Raw genomic sequence first — 20330 nt, 5'->3', positions numbered from 1 at the left:
CCTATTGCAAAATCGATGATTCAATTACTCTCCTGGGCCACAGAAGTCGGCGGCGTGCAAATTGACGTCGCGAATCGACTTTTCTGCGACAGGTCTTCAGTGTGATCCGCTCGGTTTCGACCCGAGTGGCTACCCAGTCCGTTGAGCGTCTTGATTGATCGCTTGAGACGGATTCTTTCTGGTGAATGAGAAGCGGCGTCGTGGTTGTGTCGGAATGCAAGGGTTCGAAGGTCCTGGAGGACTGAATCGAACCGCAGACAACCAGATCCAGGGCTCTGAAAGAGTCCTCTTGGTTTGGCATTCCATCCTTACCAATTCTGCCGCGACCATGACCGCCTGCGAAACGCAGCGTGGGTGCGGCTACCTTTTTAAGCGCACGAGTTTTTTGATGTCTGATCATCCCGCTTCCAATGAAACGTTGGTCGATCCTACGTCCGAGTTGAATTCGCAAGAACGAGCTCAGGACACATTTGAAATGTCGACAACCGAGACGGTCGTCGATCCTTCGGCACAATGGGCGGCTCACTATGCCAACCCAGTGATTGATCCGAGCGAAATGCCATCGCCGGCTGTCGACGAATCCTTGCTGTTCTATCAAGCCGACTGCACCGATGAAGCGTCCGACGTGATCGTCGAAGTGCAAGCAGAGCCAGCGATCGAACTGAACACAGAACCTGTTCAGGTCGAAATCGCTGAACCAGAGCAGCACGTTCAAGAGCAACCGAAATCGCAGGAACAGCCAGCTGAATCCGATGCTGTTGCATCACCAGATGCAGTGATCGCTGAGCCTGAGGTGGCTCGCGAACCAGAACCTGCGAATGAAGCCGTGGTGGAATCGCAGCCCGTTGCAACGATGGCGCCACCTGTCGTCGAAGAGCCTGTTGCGGCTGCGGAAACAGCGGCCAGCCCAGAACCAGTCGTTGAACCGGAAGTGGTTGCGGAGCAAAAGCCCGCAGTTCAATCAGAACCCGTTGCTAAACAAGAACAGTCTGTTCGCGAAGAATTGGCTCCGCCAGCTCAGAGCCAGTCCGCACAAACAGAAGAGCCCGCGAAGGCGGAGAAGGCACCTGAGTCGAACGAGCCGGCTGAGCCACTGTTCCGCGATTTGGACCTGCGAGCAGAAGTTCAAAAAGCGGTTGCCGCATCGGGTTACGATAAACCAACTCCAATTCAAGCCGAGATCATCCCCTACATGTTGGATGGTCGCGACGTTTTGGCACAGTCGCAAACTGGCACCGGCAAAACGGCTGCATTTGCATTGCCGATCTTGTCGCGTGTCGATGTTCGCAGCCGTCGCCCACAAGTCCTCGTGCTGGCACCAACACGCGAATTGGCGATCCAAGTGGCTCGGTCGTTCACCAAGTACGGTGCTGATCTGAGTGGTTTCCAGGTTGCTGCTATCTACGGTGGACAAGACTACGAACCACAACTCAAACAGCTCCGTCGCGGTGTCCAAGTCGTCGTCGGCACACCGGGCCGAGTCATTGATCACGTCAAACGCGGTACGTTGGATCTCGGTTCGCTCGATTGCCTTGTGCTCGATGAAGCCGACGAAATGCTCAACATGGGATTCTTGGAAGACGTTCAGTTTGTCCTCGAAAAATCGCCTGAAGGACGGCAAGTCGCGTTGTTCTCTGCGACGTTGCCAAAGCCAATCCGCAAGATCGCTGACGAGTATCTCAACGACCCAGCTCGGATCACGATCAAGTCAAAGACGATCACCGCCGCTTCGGTTCGCCAGCGTGCGTTGTTTGTTTCACCACGCGACAAAATTGATGCGTTGACTCGCATCTTGGAAGTGGAAGAAACCGATGGAGTGATCGTCTTCACGAAGACAAAGGACTCCACGCTGAGTGTGGCTGAAAAGCTGAGCCAGCAAGGGTTTTCCGCTATCGCACTGAACGGCGACATGCCACAGAAGGTTCGAGAGCGGACAATTGACCAACTCAAGCGTGGTCAACTCGACGTTTTGGTTGCAACCGACGTCGCGGCTCGAGGTTTGGACGTGCCACGGATCAGTCACGTGTTCAACTTTGATTTGCCGCACGACAGCGAATCGTATGTGCACCGGATTGGTCGTACCGGTCGAGCGGGACGCAGCGGGCAAGCCATCATCTTCTTGACCAATGCTCAGCGTCGTCAGCTTCGGTTCATTGAGAACACGACCAAGCAACCCATTGAAATCATCGACATCCCAACGGTTGCCGATATCAACGAGGCTCGCGTGCGGCGTTTCAAGCAACGCATCACCGATGTTTCCGCTGATCAGGATTTGACGGTCTACAAAGACATGATCGCTCAGTACGCGGAAGAATCTGGCAAACCGATGGAGATGATCGCTGCCGCACTGGCAGAAATGAGCCAGAACGGACGTCCGTTCTTGTTGAAGGAACGTCCCAAGAAGCAGCGCGAACGTTCCGACCGAGACAATTCTCGCGGTCGTGACTCATTTGATTCGAACGATCGCTCCGGCAATCGTGGATCCTTCGGCGATGATCGCCCTCGTCGTCCCAAAGGCCGTCCACTCACACCCGTCAAAGAAGGCATGACTCGATATCGCCTTGATGTCGGTTGGCAGGACGGAGTCAAACCCGGCAACATTGTTGGTGCAGTTGCAAACGAAGCTGGTATCGATGGCGAATACATCGGCCCGATCAACATTCGCGACTCGCACACTTTGATCGACCTGCCCGAAGGCATGCCCTCGGACATCTATCAAACGCTTCGCAAAACTTGGGTGGCCGGCAAACGGTTGAACCTTGAAGAAGCAGGTGACGTCGTCGATGACTTCGAAGGCGACGGTGGCCGCAGCAACTTCCGCAAGGAGGGTTTCCGCAAAGGCAAGTTCTCTGGCAACGGAGGTTCGGGCGGCAAGAACTTCAGTGGCGGAAAGCGTTCGTTTGGCAATAAGTCTCGCAATAACGGAAGCACCGCACCCACCGCGAAACGCGGCAAGAAGAAGTTCAAACCTTCTTGATCCACGAAGCCGCTTCGCGAAGTCCCGCAGCGGCTTCGTTCACCGGCCAATACTCCAGCCCAACGTGGCCGGAGTAGCCGGTGTCCGCGATCGCAGCGAAAATGGACGGGTAATGCAATTCGCCACGGTCGAGTTCATGTCGACCGGGATTGCCGGCGGCATGGAAGTGAGCGATCGCATCAACGTTCTGCGTCAAATTCGCGATCACATGACCTTCGCTGATTTGTTGGTGATAGATATCAAATGTCACCTTCACGTTGGGGCTGTCGACCTCTTGGATGATCGAGAACGCTTCGTCACTGCGGACGAGGTAGTAGCCGGCGTGATCAATTAATTCGTTGAGAGGTTCGATCGCCAGCACCACGCCGGAATCTTCCAGCATCGGTGCGGCTTCTTTTAGACCCGCGATCAAGCAGTCGCGTTGCTCGGCACGATCGACTCCCGGTCGTGCATCGCCGACCTGCGAAATCAGCACGGGGCAATTCAGGCTCCCAGCCGCGGCGATGGATTCCTTCAAACCAGCGAGGTATTCGGCTCGCACGTCGGGATCCACCAGGCTGACGAACTTTGTGCAGACGGCGGCGACCTGAAGCTGCAACTCTTCGCGTGCTTGATTGATTGAGTCCAGGTCTTTGTCCCACCACTTCCAAAATTCGAAGGCGGGGTAGCCACAATCCGCGACCAACTTCATCGCATCGACGGTGGACAGGTTTTCGAGGACAGCGTCGACGCAGACGGAAGCTTTCAATCGAGCGGGCGAATTCATGGAGGCGAGTTGCTTTCAACTTCGTGGTAGAGTTCGGCGAGCGGGACCAAGATTTTCTCGAGGTGGTCCGCCCATTGGTTGTCAGGGAACGCGGCGGGATCAGAAAGCCGTTGCATGCGAAGTGCATCCAGCCGGTCTTCCAATTCATCGCGGCGTTTGAGCTGATCGTCGGTCCAATTCAACGAGTTGGCAACCGGGGCGATTGTCATTCGCCCCGCCTGTTTTCCATCGAGCTTTGCGAGCTGTTCTGGTGTGAGCACTTTCTTGCGAAGGTCATCCGCCTTCGTGCCCAAACCATCGCCGTTGTCATCCATCAACGCGTGTTCTGTCGCGATCCGATCTTCCGCTTCGTAGAAAAGCTCGACGTCCTTGCTGGCTCTGACAAATGCTTCGCGAATCGAAACCGCGTCATCGTGATCGAGATCAGAATCGATCGCCGCGAGCGCTTCCGCGAAGTACTGTCCAAACCTCGCAAAATTTTGTTCGTTGCCGCTTTTGGTTGCGGTCACGATGACTCGGTTGGGGGCAGACAATGCATTGATGAACGGGCCGCTCGATGAAGCGTTGTTGACGACAACGACCGGACGTTGGAAGCCGGCCAACCAGTCCTTCATTTGGTCCGCGGAAACATCCGGGCCTCGCAGATTGAACTTGGCAACATTGCGAGCAAAGGTTCCATGGCCGATCAACGAGATCCACAACGGTCGTGGCGAGTCGGTCTCCAAACCCTGGAGGGCCTGTTCCAACAATTGCTGGTCAGTTTGTTCGCTCTCCAGCGATTCGCTTCCAATCCGGATGGCGTTCAGTTTCGCCGTTTTCGCGAGTTTCATCCAAGTGTCAGACCATTCGCGAAAAAGGGGTTCGTACGTTGGATCGCCCGCCGCTCCCACGACCACGATCAGATCGCCACGCATGACCTGGGTCTCATCCGAGTCAGTGCGAGCTGATTCGCTGGCCACATCCGGTTTCGTCGCCGGTTCGTTGGATGACGTGTCTTGCCCTGAGTCGGACGTTTGGCCGCTGCCGGATTCTTGCAAGGTATCGGGCTCTTGCCCCGAGGCCACCGTCGAAACGGGCAGGCACAACGCGGTGGCGACACAAAGCTTGGGCCAACTTTTTCGACGAAGCATTTTCAATCGATTACTCATGCGAGTCCCTTCCATCGTCGAAGTCCCCATTCGCCGCACAGGCAGGCCATCGCGAGGAGCATCACCCATGTTTGGTGCCAAAGAGGATAGACCCAAGTCTCGGTCACTGGTATTTCTCGATTGGGTAGGTCGCTGACGAAGTCGCCTAGGTCCGATACCCGCAAGACTTCGCCACCGGTGGATTCGGCCAAGTTCTTCAGCCAATTTTCGTTCCACGACAAACGCTGAGTCTCTTCCATGCCGGGATCGCTGACCCAACCACCTTCGTCGTTTCCGATGAAGCTTTGGTCAGCCGCTTTGACATCGGCTGATACCGTGAACCGACCGGAGTCACGCGAGACAAACGTTGCGGCGTAGGTGCCAAGTTCGTTTGCATCCGGACGAGCGGTCAGCGGGATTGAAACGCCATCTTCACCGGTCACGTTGAGTGTCACCGTCGCATTTTCCATCGGAAGATACGACTCATCTCGTACCAAGACTCGCAGGTTGGTCGATCCGGTCGAGCCATCCGGTTGGATCGTCAGTTCCACGCGGCGAGGGACTTCGCCCACCAACCAACGCGCCATTTGACGCCATGCCTGAGCTGGATCATCACTGACCTCGGTGGTGTTGTCGTATTGGTTCTTCCGCATCGACCATCGCCAGAAGTCGCCGATCGGCATGGCAGCTGTTCGGCCTTTCCCGAATCGCTGGGTGATGAAGGCGGGGGCGGGTTGGCCAGAACTCGTTTCCAATTGGGCCAATTCGATGGCTCCGGGTTTGATGTCACCCACCTCGTGCGTCACGCGGAACGGCGGCATCTTTAACAGACGCAGCTTTTCAGCTGCTTCCGTTTCGCGAAGTCGTTGCCACGGTTGCAGCATGCCTTCTCGGGTGATGGACCATTTGCCAGCGGGAGCCGGTTGGTCGGACCGATTGCGCGGTGGGTAGACGGGGGACAGTTCGCCCAGAGGTGTCTTGCCAAAGGAATCGTCGTTGAAGGATTCTTGGCCGCCCATCATCAGCAATCCGCCGCCACGCAGACTCACGAATTGTCGCAGCAGCAGCATCTGGTCCTGTGTAAAAAACTCCGGTTCGATGTCGTCCAGAATGATCCCGTGATACCCAAACAATTCTTCGGGTGTCTCTGGGAACCCTTTGCTGAGTTCTTCGGATTCTTTGACTCCCAGGCGGATCATGACTGCTTCGTCGTATTGCTCGCGGGTTTCTTCTTCGTCCTCGCCTAAACCAGCGAACAATGGGTTGCTGCTGTTGACGCCTTTGTCGCGGAAGCTGAATTTGGGTTCCTTGTCCGCGATTCGAAGCAGGCCCACGAGTTGGGTTTCCGCATCGCTCTGCAACGCACGACGTAAGAACTTGAATTCCCAGTTCGGGCGTCCGGCCAAGTACAGAATTCGGAACGGGCCACGCCGAGGTTGAACGTCGATCCAACGTTGATTGTTTCGCAACGTGGCTTCATCGCCGGATGATCCTTCCAGCCACGCATTGCCTTCATCGATTTGAGAACGGATCGATTGACGTTGTGATGGAGTGAAGGCCAGCACTCGATAGAACTGGGTGCCAGATTGTTCGGGGCGAAAACGAAAAGTAACCGATTGCAGCTCGCCTTCCTTTTCGATGGTGACAGTTTTCTCTTCGACGGAAGTCCCGGATGCGTTGAGCAATTGAACGACAACGTCTTGGTCTTTCAGCCCGGTCGCCATCACATCGGCGCGAACGGTCATTGGCGACGTCTCAAAATCGCTTTGAGTCACGCTGACTCGTTCCAGTCGCAAGTCCGTTGGGGTGGTCGGAGCGTCGGGGAGAACGGGGAAGATTGGGAACGGTGAATCGGTGCCGGTGATCTGTTCCGCGGAGGGATCGGTGAGATTGCCATCGCTGAATAACAACGCACCGGCGACGGGGCGTCCTTTGAGTCGCTGCGACAATGCATCGATCGAAGTTTGTATGGACGATTGCATGCCGTCGAATTCGATTGTGTCGATGTCGGCCATACGGCTCAGTCGTGAATCTGCACCGAACAGGCGGACGTCAAACGTTTGTTCCAGACGAACTCGCCAGTCCGAGTCGGCAGCCAACGCGTTGGCAAAGTTCTGCCCACGTGAAAGTTCCTCGTCGACATCTTGGAGCTGCATGCTCTGGCTGGTGTCGACCAAGATCGGAAACAGGTTGGCCTGCGGTCGAGGACGTTCGCCTCGCCACATCGGTTGAAGCAAACACAGCAGCATCAATGCCACGGCGATCAGTTTCAGCGTAGCCGCGAGCACGCGAATCGGCGTGGTTGCGCGTGAACGTGCGTAGGACCAACCAATCGCGGCGGTAAGCACCACGGCTAGGATGCCCGCAGGAAAGATCCACTCCGGTGCACCCCAAACCAAATGCTGGCTCCAGTTGTCAGATGAATTGAAAGCGTCGTTCAAAGCCCGCTCCCGATTCGTTCGTAATATCGACGCACCGCTTCGGAGTACTGGTCCGGTACCGGATCACGATCGATCGGAACCAGCGATTGTTTCTTGGCGCTGCGACGCATGTATTCTTCGGCGAGATCGCGTTTGAGTTCTCGCATGGGTTCGACGATCATCTCCTCGACCAAATCCCATTGCGGCGGTTTGGATTCGCGGCGAATTTCCTCACGCATGTCGCGGGCTCGTTCCCGAATTCGTGTCGCACGTGAACGCAACTCGGGGTCGGAAACCATCTCTTCGATGTCTCGCAATCCATCAGACCATTCGCGAAATCCTTCGCCGGTCAGCGGTGAGGTGAAGTTGCTGGGAGAGGAGGGAGCTTGGGCGGCGGATGGATTGGGACCGCCGGATTGACCTTCTTGCGGTTGGTTCGGCTGTGGTTGCCCTTGCTGCGATTGCGAACTAGGGCGAAGACCAGGTGGCCCTTGCGGACGCTCCGTGGATTCTTGCGGTTCGGTGTTTTCAGACGGTTCGCCCGGAGTCGGCTCGGTCGAAGGTTCTTCGTCTGGAGCTTGTCCGCCCTGCCCTGCCCCACCCTGCCCCGGCGAGGTTGACTGCGAAGGCGGATTCGATGGTTGACCCGTTTCTGATTCGCCAGCGGATTGTTCTCCCGGCTCTTGGCCATCTTGTGATTGACTGGGGCCACCTTGACCCGGTTGGCTTTCCTCGCCGGGTTGTTGTTGGCCAGGTTGTCCTTCCCCTTCCCCTTGTTCTTGCCCTTGGCCTGGCTGGTTCTCACCGGGCTGTCCTTGTTGGGGTTTGTCTTCTCCTGGCTGACGTTCCGTTGGCTCTGAGGTTTCGCCCTGCCCTGCCCCGCCGGAATCGTCTCCGCGTGCTTGCTGGACTTCGTCTGACACAGCGGATTCCAATTGCTCAGCCAAACTCGCTGCACGTTGCAATCCTTCTGCTTCGTTGCCCAATACGCTTTCGGCGGCCGTTTCGATTTGCTCGCTTAATTCCTGGATCGCTTCACCGGCCTGCCCCGCCATTTGCTGCGACTGCTCGTCAAAGCCACGCTGAAGAAGTTGGCTGGCGGCATCGAGTCGTTCTTCTGTCCGGCGTTGTTGCGTTTCGCGGAAAGCGTCGTACAAGTTTTGTGCGAGCAACGGTTCGGACTCTTCGGCTTCCTGGACGACCTCCTCAATGTCCTCCATTAGTTCGCCCAAGGATTCACGCTGCTCGGTCAGTGCGTCCTTGAGTTCTTCGCGATTGCCGCTGGAACGCAGGCCAGGCGATTCGCTGGGTGCGTCCATTTCGGACAATTGTTCCTCGAGTTCCTTTTGTTGCGTGTTCAATTCGCGAGCTCGATCACGCATTGACTGCATCGCTTCGTTGAACTGACCCGCAGCCTGTTCGCGAATTTCTTCTCGAACGGATTCGAGTTCGCGCTCGGCGCGTTTGCCGCTGGATAAAGCCGTTTCAGCGTCTTGCTGTTCCATCGCTTCGCCAGCCTCACGAATGTTTTCGCGAGTTTGCTCGAGTTGTTCGCTGGCTTCCTGCATGTTGGACGCGTTCTCGGGTGAGTTCATGCGTTCCATCAGCTCATCGGTTTGGCGGAGCATATCCTGCTGTTGCTCGCGAAGACGTTCGAGTTGCCGGCGTAGTTCTTCCTTTTCCTCTTCGTCGTCAGCCAATTGCATCGCTGATTGAAGTTGGGCCAGTTCCTCGTTGAGATCCTGCTGGCGACGGGCGAGTTCACTCAGCCGGCTGAGCACTTGCCGAATCTCACGTTGAGCTTGCTGCTCCGGCGTCATTTGCGCCTGTTGCTGCGTTTCGTAGCGGTCCTGTTCCTGGTCCAGTTCCAATTCATCCAATTGTTGTTGCTTGCGTTGTTGACCCGCCGAACCTTGACTCGGTTGTTGCTGCTGTTGTGAACGTGTGACTTCGAATTCACTGGCTCGCATCCGCAACAGGCCCGCGTAAGCGGGTTGTTCCGCCACGACGGCAGCCGACAATGGTTCACGATCGCTGGTTTGAATCGCTCGGTTCAGTTCCGCGACGGCGGTTTGCATCGATTGTCGAACGTTGGCGGCGTGCTGCTTGGCTTCGGCTTCGTTCAGCTCTTGAGCCAGTTCATCCAACTGAGCAATGACATCCTGTTGCGAGTCCGCGATCACGCGAACGTCCGCCGTCGTTTGCTCGTTCCACCGAACGGTGGACTGCAGTAGCTTCCAAGTGGCCTGGATGATTTGCTTTTGCGTTTCAATCAGCTCTTCGGCTTGTTGTTCTTGTTCGCTTGGTTCAGAGGGTTCCGAAGGTTGGCTGGATTGAGGATCGCCTTCACGAAAAATATCTTCGAAACGTCGGACTTCGGCAAAGTACAAATCGCTTTGCGTGCGACGGACTTCAGTCTCGGAAGATTCACCTGCGACCTTGTCCTCGGCCCAAAAAGAGTACGACAGCAAATCGTCGGGTTTGGCCTCAAGTGATTCCATGTCGACCATGTGCTGGATCGTTTGCTTTTGATTGGCAGCGATGTTCTCAGCCAACACGATGTCCTGCGGTGGTTTGCCGGCAAATGTCAGCGAGACGCCCGCGCGAGCGAGCCCGTGATCGTCCCGAACTTCCGCGGCGATGAGAAACTCTTCCAATGCCGACACGGAAACGTCGCCACCGACCGTGGGGCGAATTTTGGCTAATTGGTTGGGTAGCATTCGAACGATGAACTGAGTCGAGAGCTGGTTCGTGCGATCTTTGTCGTCTTTCAGTTCCACATCGTATCGTTGGCTTTCTTCCACCTTGATTGCGACGGACCACCACAGTGGACGCTCGGGATCTTGGGTCATCTCCAAGGGAGCGGAGTCTTCGTAGTTGGCCTCGTTCTTTTTGTATGGCTTGGGGAAGAGTTGGGCCGACGTGACTGGTTTGTTGATTCGAACCCACCAAGTGACTTCGCTGCCTTTGGCCACCGAGACTCGCACGGTGTCTTCAATGCGTCGGTTCTGAAGTCCGGTGAACTCGGGGTAATCGATTTCAGCGTCGCTTCGGGTGACGGCCGGGTATTCGAAAACTTCAACACGGTATTCCTCGCTTGACCAGTGAGGCAATACGACTCGGTAAGTGAAGGACTCGTCGACTTCGGGAACCAAACCACCCCAAATCGGATCAGCCATGCTTCGCCGCATGGGCAGCCGTGCAACACGTGGTTCAGCTTGGTCTTCCGGAACTGTTTCAGTGTTTGCGACGTTTGCGACGTTTGCGACTGGTTGATTGTCGATCGCTGTGAGGACGAGTTCTGGTTCCACCGCGGATTGGCGACCAATCCAATCGGCTTGGAATTCCGCCGTGACCAACAAGTTCGTGCCGCGTTCGATTTCCATGCTGCCGGGCTGTATCACCACGTCGGGTTTGGGCAACACAACTGAGGAAGCTTTGGCCGAAGAGTCCGGTTTGGCCAGCAGAAAGAAGCCGGCCAAGGCAAGCGTCGCTAGCGTTCCCGACAATCCAAACAATCGGTTGACCAGCAACCAACGAGACGACACGACGTCCGGCCAATCGTTGCGACGAGCGTGCTCACGGGCTTCTCGCATCACACGTTGGTTCAGATAATTGTCTGGTTGTTTGGCAACGGAATCGTCGACCGCGGTGATCAGACGTTGGTCGAGGTCCGGGTATCGATGTTCGATCTTTCGAGCCACGGACTGAATGTTTCGGATTCGCAAGCGGGCGGCGATCAAGCAAGCCACCATCGCAATCACCAACGTCGATACGATCGCGACGGACGTGGAAAGCGAAGAGGTTGAAAGTGTCATCGACGACAGGAATGCAAGCGGTCGCTGCGTCCACACCAGCCACAGAAGAACGATCAAGGTGATGGTCCAAGCCAGCCACCCAAGCGATTGCCAAAAACGCAGTCGTCGCATTCGACGGATCACGGGATCGATGCAATCAAGCAATTCGTTTCGCATAGCGTCCTCCCCAGAGGGTTTCGATCACCAACATTCCGATCGCAGCGAGTAACAACCATTGCCACAAACGTTGGTTGCTTTCCAATTCGCGATCTCGAAGTTGCAGAGTCGCTTGAGTCAGTTTTTCCGCCGTGGCGGCTTCGCCCAATCCAATGCCCAGACGTTCGAGCGTGTCTTCGTCCATCGCGTCGGTTTGACTCTCGGACTCGGACAGATTGCTCGCGAATGTGATGGGGGCTTCGTCCGGTAGCTTCAATTGATGAACACCGGGACGATCGATGAAGTCAGCATCAGAGGCTTGCTCGTAAGGCGATGATTCACCGTCCGAGCGAACCAGTTCTGCGCCCTCGGTTGCGGGCCACGGAAGCGGCGTTCCCACCACATGCCCAGCCACATATCTCGTCGTCCCTTCGTTGCCGGTGAACATTTGAGCGATCAACGGGATGAATTTTGTGGACAGAGCCAGTTGGCTCGAAGACGGTTGCCAACCCGTTGTCAGCAACCAAACGTTGCCCGTTTGAGCCAGTGCCGGTGCACCAGAATCAAAATTTGCCAGTATGTTCCAACCGGCTTCTTCAAGTCCTGAAACGTTTCGATGATTCCAAAATTGGATTTTGCTGAAATCATTGAATTGCGGGTCCGCCATCGATGCAAACAACGGCGACGAAAAATCAACTCGCGACCACATGGCGTAGTCATCGACGGTGGCTTCTTCCGCGGAGAGTGAATCGTTGTCGGTGACTGATGCGATGCAAGTGATCAAATCCTTCGCGTCATCGGATTCATCCAACACAAACAACACTCGGCCGCCTGCTTCGGTGTACGTTACCAGTGACTGTATGAAGGCGTCGGTGTTTGCGACATCGCTGACAACCATGAGCGGGCATTCACGTGGATCCAAGTCGGTCGGCAACTTCGCGACGGTGGTGGTTTGAATCGAGACCGTTCGGGTTGCGTTGTCCAGCGGAACCCGTTCCAGGTAATAAAACAGACTTTCGCGAGGATCGTCTTGAACGTCGCCGACATGCAGCAGTCGATACGAGCGTTTCTCGGGAGCAACCCAGTGAACGGTATTGTCAAAGGGCGAGTTGTCACCGGACAGGACCATTGCGGTGACGGAATCCGCCGGCTGGTCGAGACGGATGATCTGGGTTGCATCAGCTTCGACCTGGATCGTTTGTTTGTCACTGGCGTCGTTCCATTGCAACGTCAGATCGAACTGGGAAGCGAGTTTGGAATTGACGACCCGGACCGGAAGCTTGCGATTGGCATTGGACGCGGATGATTCTTGCAAGTTCTCCAAGGTTTGATCATTCATCATGATCGCGGTCGCATTGCCTTCTTCCTTCGGCACCACTCGCCGGATGTCCAAGGTAACTTGTTCGGGCCAAGTGTTTTGCTGCAGTGCATCGAGTTTGGAACCGTCTTGCAGATCGGAAATCAAAACGATGCTGGCAGGACCCGGTAGCTGGCCTCGGGTAATCGCTTCTTCGTCGGCTAATCCGTCTTCTCCCGCTGTCGGTGACTCGGTCGGCCACTGTGCCCAATCGGCGGCTTCGCGAAGGGCGGTTCCCAGATCGGTGGCTCGCCAAGTGGGTTGAACTTCCGTGAGAGCTTGCAGAGCGAGTGCGTTCTGACGTTCATCGGATGTTGCCGCGAGCGATGTTTCCCAGATGCGTTCAATTTTGGTGTCGAAGACAAACACCGCGAATTGGTCTTGCGCTGATAGATCAGTCAGAACCGTTTCAGCTTTTTGGATTGCTTGTTCCCAAAGGTCTTCCCGTTGCATGCTGGCACTTCGGTCGACCAACACCGCGATCCGCCGAACGGGTGTGTTGTTGAACTGGTCGTCAGCACCACGCAGAAACGGTCTAGCAAAGGCGGCGGCCAACAACAACAACGCGAGTGCTCGAAGGAGCAGCAATGGCCACTGATCCAAACGGCTGCGGCGGGTCAGTCGTGGCGGGACCTCTCGCAGGAACATCACCGAGCTGAACGGCACGGCACCCTTGGGGTGCTGCCGAATCAGGTGAAACAAGATGGGTGCCGCGACGGCCAGTGCACCGGCTAGGAAAAACGGGGCGAGCATGCTCATCCGAAGGTTCCTCCTGAACTCAGCATGCCCGATCGACTGGCACCCACCGCACGACGTTGATGAGCGGAGACGAAATCAGACAATGCTTCCTGCAGAGGGCGATCGGTCGTGCTGGTGTAAATCGCGGCTCCTACGGCGTTGCAAATCGATTCAATCGTCTCGGCGTGTTCTTGGAAGGCGGCCTGATAGGCTTTGCGAGTCGCATCGGGATCGACTTGGATTTTGCGTCCCGTTTCCATGTCCACCAAGACCTTGGATTCGTCCACCGAAAGATTCACTTCGTTAGGATCCAGGATTCTCAACACGATCACTTCATGTTGTCGCGAACGCAGCAGTGCGAGAGACCGTTGCAGGTCTTCGGTCGGCGAGAGCATGTCGCTGATCAGCACCACCAAACCTCGGCGACGGGTGATCGCGGCAATTTGAGAGATCGGTCCGTTGACATCCGTTCCAGATCCCGACGTTGGACGAGCCAAGCAGGCAAGGATTTGACGCAGGTGGCCGACTCGGCTGCGCGCCGGGACGACGTCGGCGATTGTATCGTCGAACGTCATCAGTCCAACATGGTCACGTTGCAGAGTGAGGAAGTAGGCGAGCGTCGCGGCCAGCGTTCTCGCGTATTCCATCTTGGTGTATTCGAGTGACCCGTAACCCATCGACTGACTTTGGTCGACTAACAAGTAGCAGCGACGGTTGGTTTCGTCCTCGAACTTCTTGATGTAATAGCGATCTGTGCGAGCGAACAATTTCCAATCCAGTCCCCGTGGATCGTCGCCGGGCGAGTAGGCTCGGTATTCGCTGAACTCGACGGAGGCCCCGTGAAGAGGGCTTCGGTGCAGTCCGCCAAAGAAACCTTCCACGACAAGTTTGGATCGCAGTTGCAGATTCTTGATCCGCATCAGAGCATGCGGGTCCATCGAGGCGGCCGTTTTACCGTTGCCACCCGCCGGCGAAGCGGCAGCCCGCGACGACTTCGAGGAGTTGCCCTGGAGTGTACCCGTGCTGCCGTTGGTGGCTTTGACCGACGAGCGAGATTGACGTTGGAACCAGCTCAATTCAGACTTCCGTGGGGATTTCTTGAAGAAGTCGTGTGACCAGGTTCTCAACGTTGAAACCTTCGGCCTCGGCTCGATAGCTCAGCAAGACTCGGTGTCGGAGCGTCGGGTGCGCGAGAGCCTGGATGTCTTCCGTTCGGACATGAGCGTGGCCGTTGAGCAAAGCTCTCGCCTTGGCACCGAGCACCAATGTTTGAGCGGCCCGAAGCCCTGCACCCCAGGAAGCGTATTGGTTGACGAAGTCCGGCGTTCCATCTCGTCCCGGCCGAGTCGCGGCGACCAACCGCACGGCGTATGCGGCGATCGATTCCGCAATCGGAACGCGTCGAACCGCGGCGTGAAAGCGAGCGACGTCTTCACCGGTGAAGATTGGCTGAATCGGTTCGGGCTTCGTCGATGTCGTTTGCAGGACCACCGCCAGTTCGTCTTTGGGCGGCAAGTAGTCGATCAGCACATTGAAAAGGAAACGATCGAGTTGGGCTTCGGGCAGCGGGTAAGTGCCTTCCATTTCGATCGGATTTTGCGTGGCCAAAACAAAGAACGGTTCTTCCAGTTCAAATCGTTGGCCTCCCGCGGTGACCTGGTGTTCTTGCATCGCTTCGAGCAACGCGGCTTGCGTCTTGGGCGGTGTCCGGTTGATTTCATCGGCCAAGATCACGTTGGCGAAGATTGGTCCTTTGACGAATTGCAGTTGTCGGTGACCGTCGGCGGATTGCTCCAGGATTTCTGTTCCGGTGATGTCCGCCGGCATCAAATCGGGGGTGAACTGAATCCGCTGGAAGTTCAAATGAAAGATTTTCGCGACGCTGCTGACCAGCAATGTTTTTGCCAGTCCTGGTGCACCGGTGATCAAACAATGACCGCCGGCAAACAAGCAGATCAGCAACTGCTCGATGACTTCTTCTTGGCCGATGATGACCTTAGACAATTCTTGAACGATTCGTTCTCGTCCGTCGCGAATTTGCTCCACCACTTGGGCTTCGTCTTCGTGGGTCATGGTATCCGTTGTCATGAAGTGCAATCGGGTTGGAGGAGCGTCGGAACCGTCGATGGTTGATACAAGGAATGATTCAGTGGGTCATCGCATAAGTCACGATGTTGATTCCCATCGGATAAGCTTTCTTGACGGAGAACTCATCGAAGTACCATTGGTCTTCGCCTTCTCGTTCCCAGCCATCGCCCAGGTCGGTGTTGTGGCAAATGAAAACCATGATGCGGTCTTCGTCATCGGTGATGGCTCGGTAGTGAGGAACACTGGTGTCGCTTCCGTCACGCGACCATTCCCACGAACCGACACTGCCGTCGGCGCGGCGTCTGGCGGAGTTGATCGCGGGGACCTGAGGTTTTTCTTTGAGGTCGTAGACGATGTGAAAGATCTCGTGTTCCAAAGGAACCTCGAATGGATCGCGATCGGGGAACACGCGTTTGAGTTCGCTCCGCATGTTTTCGTACTGGGAGTCGCCCCAGAAATCATCCACCATTAGGAAGCCGCCGTTGAGGCAATACTTGCGGAGTGCTTTCACCTCTTCTTCTGAAAAGACGAGGCCCCCGGGTTCGATGATGTAGATGAATGGGTAGTCGAACAATTCATCATCGGTCAGGCGAATGACCACCGGATCAGGATTGACCTTCAGTGACGTCAGTTGCTGCAAACGAAGTGAGAAGTTGAGATCGCTGTCGGGATAGTCGGTCCAGCAGCCTCCGCCACCTCGTCCTCGACCGCCGTAGGAATCGTATTCGATTCGAGCGAACGTGAAGCTGTCTTGTGGGAATCGTGGATCGACTTCCCATGTTGGGACACCGTTGCGGTCGGTGGGAAGCGATCGGTTGCGACGTCCCCAGTAACCTCGTTGAGCAAACGCGGCCCCGCCCATCAAGACAATCAACGCGGCCAAAATCCAACGACGGTGGCCGAATGGTTTGTGAGAGAAGGTTAGAGGGGTGGATTGCTGGCGAGTTTGCGTCTTGTCACCGACCGTGAACGCAGTTGTCACCTCTCCCCCAATTTCATTGGGGGAGAGGTCGAGCACGCCCTTCAGGCGTTGCTCGGGTGAGGGGGCGTCCGCGTGACATGGGGCGTTCTGTGGCATAGCGATTTCGACCGCCATGTGATCCGCCCCCTCACCCGGACGACGGCTGAACGCCGCGTCCGACCTCTCCCCCGACGATGGTCGGGGGAGAGGTGAATGGGAATGGACGCTGCCCCGAGCAAGTGCTCGCAAGATGCCCATTAGGTTGAGGTTTTTAGGAGTCATAGAGCTTCCTCCTCTTCGACGGCTGACACATTCTCGGCATCATTCTGTTCCGCGTCCGCCGGATTCTCTTCCGAGACCGCGTGGTGCAGTTTCCAGAGCAATCGGTGAGCGTCGCGGTAGCGAGGGGCCAATTCCAATGCCATCAGTGCATGGTGTTTCGCGGGGAAGGACTCGTTTTGTTCGTCGTAGGCATTGGCCAAACGGAAATGCAACGCCGCAGGGTCCACCGGATCCAATGCGAGCAGCGCCGACAAAGCTTCCACCGCCAATTCGTGGCGATCGAGCTTTTCGGCGGCGACGGCGGATGCGAGATGAAATTCGGGCAGCAAGGGCTGGATCGCGAGCGCCTGTTGCGAGGCGTCCAAAACGTTTTCCCACTGCTCTTCAGATTGGCCAATATTGATCCAACGCCGCAAAGCCGGCAAAGCATCGCTAGATTGCGACAAATTGTCTTGAATTGCTCGGATTTCTTGCCGGTCTTGTCCCAATTCGCGATGGGCTCGAGCCAGCCATTCCAGCGGACCGCCGCGTTCGCCGGTGAGCACGCCCAATTGCTGCATTCGAGAAAGCGGGATAAGCGCCTGCTCCCACTGTTCACCTTCGATGGCACTTTTGGCTAACTCTCGCAAACCCCAGTAGTTGGTCGGGTTCGCTCGGGTCCAACCTTTCCAGGTCGCCAGGTCACCGCTTTCGGGCAGCGTGTCACGCGACCAATCGACCAGAGCCCCAAACTGGTTGGCTCGTTTTTTTGCGTATTCATCAAACTGAGCGTCCAATCGTCGCAGTGATCCGGTATGCCGGGTTAAGGCATCGTTGATCGGAATGCCCGCGGACAAGTCATCGAGCACTGCCAGCAAAGCATCATGACCATGTTGTTCGATCAGGAACTCGATTACCAATGACGATTCGTAGTAAGCAAATTGCAACGCGATCGCGGATGGTGGTGAAAGGAACGCCGCACTCAGGTCGCTGACCGGAGTCAGATCGTCCGAGAGCAGCATCGATCGGTATTGAGGCGACATCTTCTCGCCCCACGAAGGATTGCGTTGGCGTTCTTCGTAAACCGAGATGCCTTCGCTGAGCCAGCGCGGCATTCGGTTGTTGGTTTTCTCCAGCGTGACCACATGACAGAACTCATGCCATAAAACGCTTTTCCAGTTTGATGGGCGTTCGCCTTGAGACGCGGGGCTGTTCGCCGTGATGACTCGGCCGAAGCAAACGCCCAAATACCCTGCCCCACCCGGCAGACCAAACGTGCGAATGGCAAAGTCGTTTTGGTGTGGGAAGATCTCGACCAAGATCGGTTTGTCCGGCATCTCGTCGTACTTCTCGCACAAGACTTGCTTGGCATCCAAAAGCAACTCCATCACCGCATCGCCATAGAGTTTGGCTTCGGTTGCGTCCATGCGGACTTGAATCCCGTCTTGTTTCAAAACGGTGAACTTCGCGGTTCGATCACGAAGCGTCATCAGGTTGTAGGCAACCACATTGTATGGATCTGACTTGGCCACCTCCCCCGCGATTTCCCAACCGATCTCTTCCTCGCCCAATCGCAGCATGTCTTGCGCGAGTTGGAAGCTGGCGGCCAAGTGCAGAGGATCAGCATCGAGTGCCAGGTTTTGATACGCAGCACCTTCGGCGAAGCGATACTTCTCAGAAAGTTTGCGACCAATCAGATGATCGACGTTTGGGTTTTGTTCCCATGTCGACAAGGCCGCCGCACGCATTAGTTTTTCAACATCGTATTCGCCTCTCAAGTGCGAGATGACCGCCATCAAAGCCCATGCCGACGGTTCATGCGGATTGATCTGAAGCATTTGGTTCGCGACGTCTTTGGCTTCATCATATCGCTCGCGATCAATTGCACGTTCCGCTAACCATTGCAGCGAAGGCAGATGTTGTGGGTTGATACGAAGTGCGATTGCGATTTGCTCGGCGGCAGCCTGCCCATCGCTGGATTCCATCGCCTTGGCCAACAAGTGATGCAGGTCGGGAGTTTCTTCCTCCAGTTTCAAGGCTTGTTGAAGCGTGTTCGCGGCGACTTGGAAATCACCTTTTCGAATCGCCAGTTCGGCTGTGGCCAAATAGGCATCGAGGTAATCCGGGTCGCGATCACGCACCCGGTCATAGAACATTTCCAATACCTTGCGAGCATCTTCGCCACGACCAGTCAGAAAGCGGCCTGCGGCGATCAGGTTGTCGCGAGTGATGTATCCCGCGAAGGCACGCTGCATTTGTGCGAACAAGTCTGCTTCTGCCGTGCCGACTTCATCATGCAAGCCGTTGAATCGCAATACATCCAGACCCATGTAACGCAGTGCGATGCTGGTTGGATATCGCTGCAGGGCTTCGCGATAAGTTTGCAGAGCATCAGCGTAGTCACCCTGAGTCAGTTGGCACTGTATCAGCAACCGCGGCCAACGTTCGCTCCAAACACCTCGCTCGACTTCCGAAGCGGCGGTCGTTGCCGCGGCGTCGTACTGGCCGTTGCAAAATTGCTGCACCGCGTCGTCGTAGCTGGCCGCGAAAACGGGGGCGGGCGTGAGCAACGAGACAAGCAAAACGCAAACGACGAGCAGACAATTAGCCGTCGTAGTCATGGTTTGGCCGAATTGACCATGCAGCGTACGAGAACGATGGCCCAGGTCGATCACTTCGAGAAGCTGATCGTCGTATTGGTTGTCAACAAGGAAGCGAGATGCATTCACTAGGACAGGTCTCATGCTTTGGTGCGTGGTTGGGAACGCAGGCGGGAGAGATCGCATTTCGAAATCATCGGTAGGATGATTCTACGCTCTCAGCAACCCGCTCGCACGGATGAAACCCGCCGAGGCACGACCGGTTCCGATGGAATCGCTACACTGCGGTTGGTGTGGCACCCGCCCGACGCGTTCAATGGCGTTGTGGGCGTGCAGTCCGACGTTGTTCTCTTTTTATCACCATGACCTGAAGGATCTCACGATGAGTGAAAGACGCTATTCCCTCGACCGCTTCTTGGAGAAAACGCGGGACAAGGACCTCAATCAGGGCCTGTTTGAACTGGAATCGGACCGAATGTTGGACATCAACCTCAACGGCGAGGTGTGGACAAAAATGGGTTCAATGATCGCTTACACGGGCAATGTGAAGTTCGAACGCGAAGGGATTCTGTCGCAAGGATTGGGGAATTTGCTGAAGAAGGCGGTTTCCGGCGAAGGCACGGCGCTGACGAAAGTTAGTGGCAAGGGTTCCGTGTTCTGCGCCGACAGCGGAAAGAAAATCACCATCCTCGAGTTGCAAAACGAAGCGATTTGCGTCAACGGAAACGACCTCCTCGCGTTCGAAATGTCATTGAACTACAACATCAAAATGATGAAGAAGATGACCGCGATGTTGGCCGGTGGGTTGTTCAACATCCGCCTGGAAGGCACGGGCATGGTTGCGATCACCAGTCACTACGATCCGATCACGTTGCCGGTCACACCTCATCAACCTGTCGTGACGGACCCAAATGCAACCGTGCTGTGGTCCGGGCAACTGGAACCTCAACTCAAGACCGATGTGCAGTTCAAAACGATAATTGGTCGCGGTTCGGGGGAATCGTTGCAGTTTCTTTTCCAAGGACATGGCTTTGTGGTTGTTCAACCGTACGAAGAAGTTGTGTTCCAAAACCAAAGTTGAT

General features: G+C 56.0%; 12 protein-coding genes. 3 read left to right on the top strand and 9 right to left on the bottom strand.

Annotated elements, in window-relative coordinates; translation table 11 throughout:
• The first annotated feature begins 388 nt into the window (after nt 1-388).
• Nucleotides 389-2977, top strand: coding sequence for a DEAD/DEAH box helicase (locus RB_RS16750; RefSeq protein WP_193427738.1), 2589 nt, complete (start codon nt 389-391; stop codon nt 2975-2977).
• On the opposite strand, the gene RB_RS16745 is transcribed toward RB_RS16750, so the two are convergent.
• From RB_RS16745 to RB_RS16705, 9 genes are all read right to left on the bottom strand, one after another.
• Complete coding sequence (locus RB_RS16745) at nt 2964-3743, bottom strand: hydroxypyruvate isomerase family protein (protein ID WP_011121747.1); 780 nt, start codon at nt 3741-3743, stop codon at nt 2964-2966. The genes RB_RS16750 and RB_RS16745 overlap by 14 nt on opposite strands.
• Nucleotides 3740-4891, bottom strand: a complete 1152-nt coding sequence (locus RB_RS16740; protein ID WP_231845716.1) for a hypothetical protein — start codon at nt 4889-4891, stop codon at nt 3740-3742. The genes RB_RS16745 and RB_RS16740 overlap by 4 nt, the downstream gene beginning before the upstream one ends.
• Nucleotides 4888-7311, bottom strand: a complete 2424-nt coding sequence (locus tag RB_RS16735) for an Ig-like domain-containing protein (protein ID WP_011121745.1) — start codon at nt 7309-7311, stop codon at nt 4888-4890. The genes RB_RS16740 and RB_RS16735 overlap by 4 nt, the downstream gene beginning before the upstream one ends.
• Nucleotides 7308-11264, bottom strand: a complete 3957-nt coding sequence (locus RB_RS16730) for a hypothetical protein (RefSeq protein WP_011121744.1) — start codon at nt 11262-11264, stop codon at nt 7308-7310. Before RB_RS16730 ends, RB_RS16735 begins: the two co-directional genes overlap by 4 nt.
• Nucleotides 11245-13359 carry a BatA domain-containing protein gene (locus tag RB_RS16725; protein ID WP_011121743.1) on the bottom strand — a complete coding sequence of 705 codons (2115 nt, stop codon included), beginning with the start codon at nt 13357-13359 and terminating at the stop codon, nt 11245-11247. Before RB_RS16725 ends, RB_RS16730 begins: the two co-directional genes overlap by 20 nt.
• Nucleotides 13356-14414 carry a DUF58 domain-containing protein gene (locus RB_RS16720; RefSeq protein WP_164922127.1) on the bottom strand — a complete coding sequence of 353 codons (1059 nt, stop codon included), beginning with the start codon at nt 14412-14414 and terminating at the stop codon, nt 13356-13358. Before RB_RS16720 ends, RB_RS16725 begins: the two co-directional genes overlap by 4 nt.
• A 1-nt stretch (nt 14415) precedes the next feature.
• Nucleotides 14416-15411: an AAA family ATPase gene (locus RB_RS16715; RefSeq protein ID WP_007327063.1), complete on the bottom strand. Its 996-nt coding sequence runs from the start codon at nt 15409-15411 to the stop codon at nt 14416-14418.
• Between the two features lie 73 nt (nt 15412-15484).
• Entirely contained in the window at nt 15485-16522 is a 1038-nt protein-coding gene (locus tag RB_RS16710) for a DUF4159 domain-containing protein (protein WP_164922909.1), read from the bottom strand.
• A gap of 143 nt (nt 16523-16665) precedes the next feature.
• Nucleotides 16666-19392, bottom strand: a complete 2727-nt coding sequence (locus RB_RS16705; RefSeq protein WP_231845714.1) for a tetratricopeptide repeat protein — start codon at nt 19390-19392, stop codon at nt 16666-16668.
• Between the two features lie 60 nt (nt 19393-19452).
• Here RB_RS16705 and RB_RS16700 point away from each other — a divergent pair, with 60 nt between their 5' ends.
• Nucleotides 19453-19614 carry a hypothetical protein gene (locus RB_RS16700; protein ID WP_011121738.1) on the top strand — a complete coding sequence of 54 codons (162 nt, stop codon included), beginning with the start codon at nt 19453-19455 and terminating at the stop codon, nt 19612-19614.
• A 16-nt stretch (nt 19615-19630) separates the two neighbouring features.
• Nucleotides 19631-20329, top strand: a complete 699-nt coding sequence (locus RB_RS16695) for an AIM24 family protein (RefSeq protein ID WP_011121737.1) — start codon at nt 19631-19633, stop codon at nt 20327-20329.
• The last annotated feature ends 1 nt before the right edge of the window (nt 20330 follow it).

It is taken from the genome of Rhodopirellula baltica SH 1, from assembly GCF_000196115.1.
Taxonomy (GTDB): Bacteria; Planctomycetota; Planctomycetia; order Pirellulales; family Pirellulaceae; genus Rhodopirellula; species Rhodopirellula baltica.
This window is presented reverse-complemented; position numbering and strand designations above follow the sequence as displayed.